This is a genomic window from Paenibacillus sp. G34, assembly GCF_056856875.1.
Window position 1 is genome coordinate 5,539,494 of sequence record NZ_CM166469.1, and the last position, 10,844, is coordinate 5,550,337.

Annotated in this window: 17 protein-coding genes; all 17 read right to left on the bottom strand. The window is 45.1% G+C overall.

Annotated features, from left to right (window positions below; translation table 11 throughout):
• Positions 1–8 precede the first annotated feature (8 nt).
• The 17 genes from rplN to AC1VYS_RS25295 all read right to left on the bottom strand — a co-directional run bounded on the left by rplN (position 9) and on the right by AC1VYS_RS25295 (position 10,757).
• Entirely contained in the window at positions 9–377 is a 369-nt protein-coding gene (gene rplN / locus AC1VYS_RS25215) for a 50S ribosomal protein L14 (RefSeq protein ID WP_024633579.1), read from the bottom strand.
• Positions 378–413: 36 nt separating this feature from the next.
• Entirely contained in the window at positions 414–680 is a 267-nt protein-coding gene (rpsQ, locus tag AC1VYS_RS25220) for a 30S ribosomal protein S17 (RefSeq protein WP_056697701.1), read from the bottom strand.
• 48 nt (positions 681–728) lie between these two features.
• Complete coding sequence (rpmC, locus tag AC1VYS_RS25225; protein ID WP_017692083.1) at positions 729–926, bottom strand: 50S ribosomal protein L29; 198 nt, start codon at positions 924–926, stop codon at positions 729–731.
• On the bottom strand, positions 916–1,350 hold the full coding sequence (rplP, locus tag AC1VYS_RS25230) for a 50S ribosomal protein L16 (RefSeq protein WP_076292170.1): 435 nt from the start codon (positions 1,348–1,350) through the stop codon (positions 916–918). The genes rpmC and rplP overlap by 11 nt, the downstream gene beginning before the upstream one ends.
• Before the next feature lie 2 nt (positions 1,351–1,352).
• Positions 1,353–2,018, bottom strand: a complete 666-nt coding sequence (gene rpsC, locus AC1VYS_RS25235) for a 30S ribosomal protein S3 (protein ID WP_090924673.1) — start codon at positions 2,016–2,018, stop codon at positions 1,353–1,355.
• 15 nt (positions 2,019–2,033) lie between these two features.
• A complete protein-coding gene (rplV, locus tag AC1VYS_RS25240) occupies positions 2,034–2,366 on the bottom strand; it encodes a 50S ribosomal protein L22 (protein ID WP_090924674.1) in 333 nt (110 codons plus the stop codon).
• A gap of 35 nt (positions 2,367–2,401) precedes the next feature.
• Entirely contained in the window at positions 2,402–2,680 is a 279-nt protein-coding gene (rpsS, locus tag AC1VYS_RS25245; protein WP_056697694.1) for a 30S ribosomal protein S19, read from the bottom strand.
• A 71-nt stretch (positions 2,681–2,751) separates the two neighbouring features.
• The gene (gene rplB / locus AC1VYS_RS25250; protein WP_111271026.1) at positions 2,752–3,582 is read right to left on the bottom strand and encodes a 50S ribosomal protein L2; all 831 of its coding nucleotides are present in this window, start codon (positions 3,580–3,582) and stop codon (positions 2,752–2,754) included.
• A gap of 31 nt (positions 3,583–3,613) precedes the next feature.
• Positions 3,614–3,904, bottom strand: coding sequence for a 50S ribosomal protein L23 (rplW, locus tag AC1VYS_RS25255; protein ID WP_090924675.1), 291 nt, complete (start codon positions 3,902–3,904; stop codon positions 3,614–3,616).
• On the bottom strand, positions 3,904–4,527 hold the full coding sequence (rplD, locus tag AC1VYS_RS25260; protein ID WP_110899280.1) for a 50S ribosomal protein L4: 624 nt from the start codon (positions 4,525–4,527) through the stop codon (positions 3,904–3,906). The genes rplW and rplD overlap by 1 nt, the downstream gene beginning before the upstream one ends.
• Positions 4,528–4,552: 25 nt before the next feature.
• Positions 4,553–5,176 (bottom strand): 50S ribosomal protein L3, encoded by a 624-nt coding sequence (rplC, locus tag AC1VYS_RS25265; RefSeq protein WP_482911918.1) that lies wholly within the window; start codon positions 5,174–5,176, stop codon positions 4,553–4,555.
• A 47-nt stretch (positions 5,177–5,223) separates the two neighbouring features.
• The gene (gene rpsJ, locus AC1VYS_RS25270) at positions 5,224–5,532 is read right to left on the bottom strand and encodes a 30S ribosomal protein S10 (RefSeq protein ID WP_017692074.1); all 309 of its coding nucleotides are present in this window, start codon (positions 5,530–5,532) and stop codon (positions 5,224–5,226) included.
• Between the two features lie 433 nt (positions 5,533–5,965).
• Positions 5,966–7,156 carry an elongation factor Tu gene (gene tuf / locus AC1VYS_RS25275; protein ID WP_482911919.1) on the bottom strand — a complete coding sequence of 397 codons (1,191 nt, stop codon included), beginning with the start codon at positions 7,154–7,156 and terminating at the stop codon, positions 5,966–5,968.
• A 94-nt stretch (positions 7,157–7,250) separates the two neighbouring features.
• On the bottom strand, positions 7,251–9,329 hold the full coding sequence (gene fusA, locus AC1VYS_RS25280) for an elongation factor G (protein WP_482911920.1): 2,079 nt from the start codon (positions 9,327–9,329) through the stop codon (positions 7,251–7,253).
• A 48-nt stretch (positions 9,330–9,377) separates the two neighbouring features.
• On the bottom strand, positions 9,378–9,848 hold the full coding sequence (gene rpsG / locus AC1VYS_RS25285; RefSeq protein WP_018753997.1) for a 30S ribosomal protein S7: 471 nt from the start codon (positions 9,846–9,848) through the stop codon (positions 9,378–9,380).
• Positions 9,849–9,935: 87 nt separating this feature from the next.
• The gene (rpsL, locus tag AC1VYS_RS25290) at positions 9,936–10,358 is read right to left on the bottom strand and encodes a 30S ribosomal protein S12 (protein ID WP_017692070.1); all 423 of its coding nucleotides are present in this window, start codon (positions 10,356–10,358) and stop codon (positions 9,936–9,938) included.
• A gap of 150 nt (positions 10,359–10,508) precedes the next feature.
• Entirely contained in the window at positions 10,509–10,757 is a 249-nt protein-coding gene (locus AC1VYS_RS25295; RefSeq protein WP_090924680.1) for a ribosomal L7Ae/L30e/S12e/Gadd45 family protein, read from the bottom strand.
• Positions 10,758–10,844 lie beyond the last annotated feature (87 nt).

A 10,844-nucleotide genomic window follows, 5' to 3' on the forward strand; every position in this document is an offset into this window, starting at 1 on the left:
ATAATCTATTAGATAACCTCTGGGGCCAAGGAAACGATTTTCATAAAATCTTTCTCGCGAAGTTCACGAGCAACAGGTCCGAAAATACGTGTTCCACGTGGGCTTCTGTCGTCTTTTACAACAACAGCTGCATTTTCATCAAAACCGATGTAGGAACCGTCTTTACGACGCACAGAACGTTTCGTACGAACGACAACCGCTCTAACTACATCACCTTTTTTGACAACGCCGCCTGGTGTTGCTTGTTTTACAGAACAAACGATCAAATCACCGATTTGAGCTGTACGACGTCCCGTACCGCCGAGTACGCGGATACACATCAGTTCCTTCGCACCGGAGTTGTCGGCTACAGTCAAACGTGTAAATGGTTGAATCATTTAGTATTCCTCCTTCCAGCTATGCTGATCATGCAATTAGATGATAACCGCTTTTTCAACGACTTCAGTAAGTCTCCAGCGTTTATCTTTCGAAAGCGGACGAGTCTCCATGATTTTCACCGTGTCACCGATTTTCGCAGTGTTTTCTTCGTCATGCGCTTTGAACTTTTTAGTAACCTTAATGCGTTTATGATACAATTTGTGGTTTTTGTAGGTTTCTACAGCAACAACAATCGTTTTGTCCATTTTATCACTGACAACTTTACCAGTTTGAACTTTACGTGCATTACGCTCTTCGCTCATTGTTGGCCTCCTTCCTGATTACAGACGGAATGTACATCCGACCTCTAATTAACCGATTCCCAGTTCTCTTTCACGGATGATGGTTTTAGCACGAGCTATTTCTTTCCGCACATCACGGATTCGAGTCGGGTTATCCAGCTGACCGGTAGCGAGTTGAAAGCGGAGATTAAAGAGTTCTTCTTTAAATCCGGCAATCTTTTGCTCGATTTCAGCAGAGGTTAGGTTGCGAAATTCACTAGCTTTCATTTGCTTCACCACCCAATTCTTCACGTTTCACGAACTTCGTTTTGATTGGCAGTTTGTGAGCGGCAAGACGCATCGCTTCGCGAGCAATATCCTCCGGTACACCAGCAAGTTCAAACATGATCTTACCTGGTTTCACTACTGCAACCCATTTTTCTACGTTACCTTTACCGCTACCCATCCGAACCTCGAGAGGCTTTTGAGTGATTGGTTTGTCAGGGAAAATTTTGATCCAGACTTTACCACCACGTTTGATGTAACGAGTCATCGCAATACGAGCCGCTTCGATTTGACGGTTCGTAATCCAAGCCGGTTCCGTAGCTTGCAGACCGTATTCGCCAAAGTTCAGCGTAGTTCCGCCTTTTGCTTGGCCTTTCATATGTCCACGTTGTTGCTTACGGTGTTTTACACGTTTTGGTACCAACATGATTAGTTGCCTCCTTCCTTAGCAGCTTGTTTCTTAGCCGTAGGAAGAACCTCTCCACGATAGATCCATACTTTTACGCCGATACGTCCGTAAGTAGTATGAGCCTCTGCAGTACCATAGTCAATGTCAGCACGCAGTGTGTGCAGTGGAACAGTTCCTTCGCTGTAGCCTTCAGAACGTGCAATCTCAGCACCGCCAAGACGTCCGCCTACTTGAGTTTTAATACCTTTAGCACCGGAGCGCATAGTTCTTTGAATAGCTTGTTTCAACGCACGACGGAAAGAAACACGACGTTCCAATTGTTGTGCAATGCTTTCTGCTACCAGGATTGCGTCCAGGTCTTGGTTCTTAATTTCAGAAATGTTGATGTGTACCTTTTTACCGCCAGCAATTTTCGTAATTTGGTTACGAAGATTTTCAACTTCAGATCCACCTTTACCGATTACCATACCTGGTTTCGCTGTGTGAATCGTTACGTTTACGCGGTTAGCCGCTCTCTCGATCTCAACACGAGACATAGCGGAGTCTTTCAATTTATTTTTCAGGAATTCACGAATTTTCACGTCTTCCATCAAAAGATCACCGAAGTCTTTGCCTGCATACCACTTAGATTCCCAGTCACGGATAACTCCGACACGAAGTCCGACTGGATTTACCTTTTGGCCCACACGTTTTCCCTCCTTCTACTTTTCAGATACCACCAAAGTAATGTGGCTAGTACGTTTGTTAATACGACTTGCACGTCCCATTGCACGAGGGCGGAAACGTTTCATCGTTGGTCCTTGGTTTACGTAAGCTTGCGAGATCACCAAGTTATTAACATCCAAAGAATAATTGTGTTCCGCATTCGCAATAGCGGAGTTAAGCAACTTCTCAACAACTGGAGAAGCGGATTTCGGAGTGTGACGGAGAATGGCAACCGCCTCACCTACTTGCTTGCCGCGAATCAAGTCAACAACGAGTTGAACTTTACGAGGAGCAATCCGGATAAACTTAGCATGTGCTTTTGCTTCCATTGTGTAACCTCCTCTCAAACATTAGAGATGTTCATTTATCTTCTTGTTTTCTTATCATCATCAGTATGGCCTTTGTACGTACGGGTTGGAGCGAACTCACCCAGTTTGTGTCCGACCATGTCCTCAGTTACATACACTGGCACGTGCTTACGACCGTCGTAAACGCCAAATGTGTGTCCGATGAATTGTGGGAAAATTGTAGAGCGACGGGACCAGGTTTTGATAACGTTCTTCTTGCCTGATGCTTCCATCTCTTCTACCTTCTTGAGCATGTAGCCATCAATGAATGGCCCTTTTTTCAAACTGCGACTCATGTGGAGATCCTCCCTTCAAACATAGCTTTTATGCATCCGTAGATGCCTCACGAAGTTATGCACACTGTGTATTACTTCGTGCGGCGACGGATGATGTATTTATCAGAAGCTTTATTTTTCTTACGCGTTTTGAAACCAAGAGTAGGTTTACCCCATGGTGACATTGGCGATTTACGTCCGATTGGAGCACGACCTTCACCACCACCGTGAGGGTGATCGTTAGGGTTCATTACCACACCACGAACCTCAGGACGTTGTCCCAACCAACGGCTACGACCGGCTTTACCGATTTTGATGAGCTCGTGGTCTTGGTTACCAACGGATCCGATTGTCGCGCGGCAAACTTTCAAAATACGACGAACTTCTCCGGAAGAGAGACGAACAGAAACGTATTTTTCTTCTTTACCAAGCAATTGAGCTTCTGTACCAGCAGCACGAACCAATTGTCCGCCTTTACCTGGTTTCAACTCGATGTTGTGGATAACGGTACCTACTGGAATGTTTTCAAGCGGCAGTGCGTTACCGATTTTGATATCTGCGTCAGGACCAGAGAATACTTGATCTCCAACTTTCAGACCTTTAGGAGCGATGATGTAACGTTTCTCACCATCAGCATAGTGAATCAACGCAATGTTGGAAGTACGGTTCGGGTCATACTCGATTGTAGCAACGCGGCCCGGTATTCCATCTTTAGTACGTTTGAAGTCGATGATACGGTATTTACGTTTGTGTCCACCACCGTGGTGACGAACTGTAATTTTACCTTGGTTGTTACGACCCGCTTGTTTGCTCAACGGTGCTAACAACGATTTCTCCGGCTTATCTGTGGTGATTTCCTCAAATGTAGAAACGGACATATTCCGTCTTGCCGGGGATGTTGGTTTATACTTTTTGATTGGCACTAGTTTTCCCTCCTTACTTCAAAAATTTCAATTATACAGTTTCAAAGAACTCAAGCGATTTGCTGTCTTGCGTCAGTGTTACAAACGCTTTTTTCCATTCGCTTGTATATCCGGAATAACGTCCGTACCGTTTCGGTTTAGCTGGAACACGAAGTGTGTTCACGTTTTTCACTTTTACGCCGAAAATAGCTTCTACCGCTTTTTTGATCTCGGTTTTGTTTGCACGGATATCGACTTCAAATACATATTTCAAGTCGTTCATCATGTCAGCAGTACGTTCCGTAATAATCGGACGTTTTACAATATCACGAGGATCCTTCATTACGCGAGCACCTCCTCTACCTTCTGAACTGCTTCTTTCGTAATGATCAGTTTGTCGTGCCCAAGCACGTCAAGAACATTAATGCCGTCAGCAGCTACGAATTTCACGCCAGGAATATTCCGTGCGGAAAGAGCTACATTATCATCATAGCTAGGGGCTACGATCAAAGCTTTGCGGCCTACTTTAAGATTGTTCAAGATAGCTGCAAATTCTTTAGTTTTAGGCGAGCTCAGAGTAAGAGCGTCCAAAACGATAATGTCATTGTCTTGCACTTTAGATGAAAGGGCTGATTTGATCGCCAGACGGCGAACTTTCTTAGGCAGTTTATACGCATAGCTCCGTGGAGTCGGACCAAATACGATACCGCCGCCTTTCCATTGTGGAGAACGAATCGAACCTTGACGAGCGCGACCTGTACCTTTTTGTTTCCAAGGTTTACGTCCACCGCCACGTACTTCAGAACGTCCTTTTACTTTGTGGGTACCTTGACGAAGGGAAGCGCGTTGCATAAGAACTGCATCGTACAGAACGTGTTGATTCGGCTCGATACCGAATACCGCATCATTCAGTTCAACTTCACCCACTTGGCTACCATCTACATTGTAAACTGATACTTTTGGCATTTTGTGTTCCTCCTTTCTTCAGTGGTTATTTTTTCACCGTTTCTTTAACTTTTACAAGACTGTTCTTCGGTCCAGGAATGGAACCTTTCACGAGGATCACGTTACGCTCAGCGTCTACTTTAACAACTTCAAGACGTTGGATTGTAACAGAATCATGTCCCATGTGTCCTGGCAGGCGTTTGCCTTTAGGAACGCGGTTTGCTTGGATCGAACCCATCGAACCTGGGCCACGGTGGTAACGCGAACCGTGTGACATAGGTCCAGTGCTTTGTCCCCAACGTTTGATAACGCCGGCAAAACCTTTACCTTTAGAAATACCTGTTACGTCAACGAACTCGCCTTCAGCGAAAATGTCAGCTTTCAATTCTTGGCCAACTTCATATTCCGCGATGTTAATGCCGCGAAGCTCACGAACGTAGCGCTTAGGTGCAGTATTCGCTTTTTTAGCGTGTCCTGCTTCTGGCTTGTTAGCATTTTTCTCTTTCTTATCGGCAAAACCGATTTGAACTGCTTCGTAGCCATCGTTTTCAATATCTTTCTTTTGTAAAACAACACAAGGACCTGCTTCGATAACCGTTACTGGAACTACGTTACCTTCAGCGGTAAACACTTGAGTCATTCCAAGTTTTTTTCCTAAGATACCTTTCATGTTGACACCTCTTTTCCTTTATACGTGGTCTTGTTTGTTGCTATATATTACAATTTAATTTCGATATCTACACCGGACGGTAGATCCAAGCGCATCAAGGCATCCACAGTTTGTGGAGTCGGGTTAACGATATCGATCAAACGCTTATGAGTGCGTTGTTCGAATTGCTCCCGAGAATCCTTGTACTTGTGCACCGCACGAAGAATAGTAATGATTTGTTTTTCAGTAGGAAGCGGAATCGGACCGGATACACCTGCACCCGAACGTTTTGCTGTTTCAACGATTTTCTCCGCGGATTGATCAAGAATTCTGTGGTCGTAAGCTTTCAAACGAATACGAATTTTTTGCTTTGCCATTTTAGTCCCTCCTTCTATCGCCCAATTTTTTATCGGACATACTCCGTGAAAATTTTCTAGCCACTCTCCCATGGCAAAGGGGCCGGGTGTGCCAGTAACCTCTCACATCATCGCAACGTCACAAGAACAACATTCATTATTATATAGAAAAGATGGGCATATTGCAAGCATATTTAATAAAAACATTTAAATTGATCTTTTCAAATGAATCGACTCAATTTAGCTCAATGTTTTTCTTCATATCCAGGCTGCCTAACCTATCAATCTATAAGATAAATCTTGTTCATTTTAGATGACGCAGGTTCCGAAACGTTGACATAATAAAAGAGTTCTTTATCCGATGTCGGATAAAGAACTCTTCCGAAGCTTCGTTACAATACAATGTTACTCGTTCCAGTACACTGTTGCTTATACTCATTTGGCAAGAGCCAAATTATTTTTGGATTGTTGCTACGGAACCCGCACCAACTGTACGTCCACCTTCACGAATAGAGAACTTAGTTCCTTCTTCGATCGCGATTGGAGAGATCAGTTGAACAGTAACCGTGATGTTGTCACCAGGCATTACCATTTCAGTACCTTCTGGCAGGTTGATGATACCAGTTACGTCAGTTGTACGGAAGTAGAACTGTGGACGGTATCCAGTGAAGAAAGGCTTATGACGGCCACCCTCTTCTTTAGTCAAAACGTAAATTTGAGCAGTGAATTCTGTGTGTGGTTTAACAGATGCTGGTTTAGCAAGTACTTGACCACGCTCGATTTGAGTACGGTCAACACCACGCAACAATGCACCGATGTTGTCACCCGCTTGTGCGGAATCCAACAATTTACGGAACATCTCAACGCCCGTAACTACGGATTTTTTAGTTTCTTCAGTGATACCAACGATCTCGATCTCTTCGCCGACTTTAACAGTACCACGCTCTACACGACCTGTAGCAACGGTACCACGACCAGTGATGGAGAATACGTCCTCGACAGGCATCAAGAAAGGCTTGTCAGTTTGACGCTCAGGCAGTGGGATGTAAGTGTCGATTTCTTTGAACATCTCAACGATTTTTTGAGCCCACTCACCATCTGGGTTAGCCAGTGCTTCACGAGCGGATCCACGAGTGATTGGAGTATCATCACCTGGGAACTCGTATTCGTTAAGAAGGTCGCGAACTTCCATCTCAACCAGTTCCAACAACTCTTCGTCTTCAACCATGTCACATTTGTTCAAGAAAACAACAATGTAAGGTACGCCTACTTGACGGGAGAGCAAGATGTGCTCACGAGTTTGTGGCATTGGGCCGTCAGCTGCGGATACTACCAGGATAGCTCCGTCCATTTGTGCCGCGCCAGTGATCATGTTTTTAACATAGTCGGCGTGACCTGGGCAGTCTACGTGAGCGTAGTGACGAGTGTCAGTTTCGTACTCAACGTGTGCTGTGGAGATAGTGATACCGCGCTCGCGCTCTTCTGGAGCTTTGTCGATTTGGTCGAATGCTACAGCAGCACCACCGTAAGTTTTGGACAATACAGTTGTGATTGCAGCAGTCAGAGTTGTTTTACCATGGTCGACGTGACCAATAGTACCAATGTTAACGTGTGGTTTATTACGTTCGTATTTAGCCTTTGCCATTTGAACGTGGCCTCCTTAAAATTTATGATTTTATGTTTCACTGAATGCGGTGCTTCAAACCAGGTTTCAAGCACAAGCATTCAGTGTGAGAAAACTACTCGGTGCCTTTTGTTTTGGCAACGATCTCTTCAGCGATGCTCTTAGGAACTTCTTCATAGTGGGAGAGTTCCATTGAGAACACGCCGCGTCCTTGAGTACCGGAACGAAGAGTTGTAGAATAACCAAACATCTCAGAGAGAGGTACCTTAGCACGGATGATTTGAGCTCCACTACGGGAATCCATACCTTCAATGCGGCCACGACGGGAGTTCAACATACCCATTACGTCACCCATATACTCTTCTGGAACAGTTACTTCTACTTTCATGATAGGCTCAAGCAGAACTGGACTACATTTGTCTTTCGCTGCTTTCAGCGCCATAGATCCGGCAATTTTAAATGCCATCTCGTTGGAATCGACATCATGGTAAGATCCGTCTACGATAGTAGCCTTAACGTCAACAAGCGGGAAGCCTGCGATAACGCCGTTTTTCATTTGCTCTTCAATCCCTGACAGTGCAGGTTGAATGTATTCTCTTGGAACGGAACCACCGACAACCTTACTTTCGAACTGGCTGCCTGTACCCGGCTCGAGAGGTTCGAATTCAACCCATACGTGACCGTATTGACCACGACCACCGGATTGACGTACGAATTTACCTTCAACGCGCGCTGGAGCACGGAATGTTTCGCGGTAAGCTACTTGTGGTTTACCCACAGTAGTATCCACCTTGAACTCACGACGCATACGGTCAATGATGATATCAAGGTGAAGCTCACCCATACCCGCCAAGATTGTTTGGCCTGTTTCTTCGTCAGTGTGAGCGCGAAGAGTTGGATCCTCTTCCGTCAACTTACCGAGAGCTACACCCATTTTATCTTGGTCAGCTTTGGTTTTAGGTTCAACAGCGATTTCGATTACCGGATCAGGGAAGTTCATTGATTCCAAGATAACCGGGTGTTTCTCATCACATAGTGTATCACCTGTACCTGTATCTTTCAAACCAACAGCTGCTGCGATATCACCAGAGTAAACTTCAGTGATTTCTTGACGGCTGTTTGCGTGCATTTGAAGGATACGACCGATACGCTCACGTTTGTTTTTCGTGGCATTCAATACATAAGATCCGGATTGAAGTACGCCGGAGTATACGCGGAAGAATGTCAATTTACCAACGTAAGGGTCAGTCATAATTTTGAAGGCCAATGCAGAGAACGGCTCTTCATCAGAGGACTGACGAACTGCTTCTGTTCCATCTTCAAGATGGCCAGTGATTGATGGCACATCCGTAGGAGCAGGCAAGTAGTCGATAACAGCATCCAACATCAGTTGAACACCTTTGTTACGGTATGAGGAACCACAGATAACTGGGAAGATTTTAACCTCTACTACACCCTTACGGAGAGCGGCTTTGATCTCATCAATAGAGATCTCTTCGCCTTCCAGGTATTTCATTGTCAAATCTTCATCAAGTTCTGCAACACGCTCAATCAATTCGTTGCGAAGTTCTTCAACTTTTTCAACGAATTCCGCAGGAATGTCGGTTTCTTCAATATCTTGTCCCAGGTCATCTTTGTACATATGAGCCCGTTGTGCAACGATATCAATGATACCTTTGAAATCATTTTCAGCGCCGATTGGAAGTTGAATCGCAACAGCGTTCGCTTGAAGGCGATCACGCATGTCAGATACAACGTTCAAGAAGTCAGCACCGATGATATCCATTTTGTTTACATATGCGATACGAGGTACGCCGTACTTGTCAGCCTGTCTCCATACAGTTTCAGACTGAGGCTCAACGCCTTCTTTCGCACTGAATACACCTACTGCCCCGTCCAATACACGAAGGGAACGTTCAACTTCAACAGTGAAGTCAACGTGTCCCGGGGTATCAATGATATTTACGCGGTGACCTTTCCAAGCAGCGGTAGTCGCAGCGGAAGTAATCGTAATTCCGCGCTCCTGTTCCTGTTCCATCCAGTCCATTGTCGCAGCGCCTTCGTGAACTTCACCGATTTTGTGCGTACGTCCTGTGTAAAACAAGATCCGCTCAGTTGTCGTGGTTTTACCCGCATCAATATGAGCCATGATCCCGATATTACGTGTATTTTTTAAGGAGAACTCTCTAGCCATGAAATGGGTCTCCCTTCAAAATTGAAGTTTATTTTTGTGAACTGAATCCTACCAACGGTAGTGAGCAAACGCTTTGTTCGCTTCAGCCATTTTGTGCGTGTCTTCACGTTTCTTAACAGAAGCGCCTGTGTTGTTGGAAGCGTCGATGATCTCAGCCGCCAAACGCTCTTCCATTGTTTTCTCACCGCGGTTGCGGGAGTAGTTCACGAGCCAACGTAATCCCAAAGCAGTACGTCTCTCTGGTTTTACCTCGATTGGTACTTGGTAGTTGGCACCGCCGACACGGCGAGCTTTAACTTCCAGGACTGGCATGATATTTTTAATTGCTGCTTCAAATACTTCCATCGGGTCATTACCCGTACGTTCTTGAATCAACTTGAACGCATTATACAGAATGCTTTGAGCAACACCGCGTTTTCCGTCGAGCATGATGCGGTTGATCAAACGAGTAACCAACTTGGAGTTGTATACCGGATCTGGCAACACGTCTCTTTTCGTAACTGGACCTTTGCGTGGCATGGATATCCCCCTTTCTTTCTTCTTCAGCAGTCCCTGCACCTTCCAGACCTAAGCCAGAAGGCTTTCAGGCAACATGCTTATCATAATTTAGGCTTTTTTAGCTTTTGGACGTTTCGCACCGTATTTAGAACGAGCTTGCATACGGTTGTTCACGCCTGCAGTATCGAGAGCTCCACGAACGATGTGATAACGAACCCCTGCAAGGTCTTTTACTTTACCTCCACGGATCAATACCACACTGTGCTCTTGAAGGTTATGTCCGATTCCCGGGATATAAGCAGTTACCTCGAGACGGTTCGTCAAACGAACACGGGCATATTTACGAAGTGCAGAGTTCGGTTTACGAGGCGTCATTGTACCTACACGAGTGCAGACACCACGTTTTTGTGGGGCACTGATGTTAGTGGATTCACGTTTCAAAGCGTTGAACCCTTTTTGCAAAGCTGGTGATTTTGACTTTTCAACTTTAGCTTGACGTCCTTTACGAACCAGTTGGTTAATAGTTGGCATGTGATTGCCACCCCCTTCCTCAATTATTCATGTTTCTTTACAAACCTTTATCTAAGCCCACAGACCCAGGCGGTTCATAAAAAGACAAATGAAAAGTTTTTGCCTTGGAGAATCCTTAAATGTTCTCGGACAAAAACGTTCCTTACCGTATCATTTTACGACAGCAGCCATCGCTGCTCCCACTCCAATCCCGCAAGCTTTGCCGAGATTTTTCATTGTGTCCACTTTCGTGTACTTCACATTGTGTTGTTCACACAAGGCAATGATTTTGGAAGTGAGCTGCGGATCACTATCTTCCGCGACATAGACTTCAGAAGCCATTCCTGTCTGCACTGTCCGCATGGTCTGTTTGGTACCAATCTTGACATGAGCATCTTGCAAGCCTTTTTCATTAGACATCATACATTCCTCCGAATAGGACCATTTACAATCAACTGCCCACGCACCTTTGATATATTAGCATCTAGCGCAAGCATTGTCAATGCT

Excerpts from the sequence above, each read along its gene's own strand:
- rplP (WP_076292170.1), bottom strand. The coding sequence starts at position 1,350 with ATGTTGGTACCAAAACGTGTAAAACACCGTAAGCAACAACGTGGACAT.
- rpmC (WP_017692083.1), bottom strand. The coding sequence starts at position 926 with ATGAAAGCTAGTGAATTTCGCAACCTAACCTCTGCTGAAATCGAGCAA.
- rplW (WP_090924675.1), bottom strand. The coding sequence starts at position 3,904 with ATGAAGGATCCTCGTGATATTGTAAAACGTCCGATTATTACGGAACGT.
- rplD (WP_110899280.1), bottom strand. The coding sequence starts at position 4,527 with ATGCCAAAAGTATCAGTTTACAATGTAGATGGTAGCCAAGTGGGTGAA.
- rpsJ (WP_017692074.1), bottom strand. The coding sequence starts at position 5,532 with ATGGCAAAGCAAAAAATTCGTATTCGTTTGAAAGCTTACGACCACAGA.
- rplN (WP_024633579.1), bottom strand. The coding sequence starts at position 377 with ATGATTCAACCATTTACACGTTTGACTGTAGCCGACAACTCCGGTGCG.
- rpsL (WP_017692070.1), bottom strand. The coding sequence starts at position 10,358 with ATGCCAACTATTAACCAACTGGTTCGTAAAGGACGTCAAGCTAAAGTT.
- rpsS (WP_056697694.1), bottom strand. The coding sequence starts at position 2,680 with ATGAGTCGCAGTTTGAAAAAAGGGCCATTCATTGATGGCTACATGCTC.
- rplV (WP_090924674.1), bottom strand. The coding sequence starts at position 2,366 with ATGGAAGCAAAAGCACATGCTAAGTTTATCCGGATTGCTCCTCGTAAA.
- tuf (WP_482911919.1), bottom strand. The coding sequence starts at position 7,156 with ATGGCAAAGGCTAAATACGAACGTAATAAACCACACGTTAACATTGGT.
- rplC (WP_482911918.1), bottom strand. The coding sequence starts at position 5,176 with ATGAAAGGTATCTTAGGAAAAAAACTTGGAATGACTCAAGTGTTTACC.
- rpsQ (WP_056697701.1), bottom strand. The coding sequence starts at position 680 with ATGAGCGAAGAGCGTAATGCACGTAAAGTTCAAACTGGTAAAGTTGTC.
- rpsG (WP_018753997.1), bottom strand. The coding sequence starts at position 9,848 with ATGCCACGCAAAGGTCCAGTTACGAAAAGAGACGTGTTGCCAGATCCG.
- fusA (WP_482911920.1), bottom strand. The coding sequence starts at position 9,329 with ATGGCTAGAGAGTTCTCCTTAAAAAATACACGTAATATCGGGATCATG.
- AC1VYS_RS25295 (WP_090924680.1), bottom strand. The coding sequence starts at position 10,757 with ATGTCTAATGAAAAAGGCTTGCAAGATGCTCATGTCAAGATTGGTACC.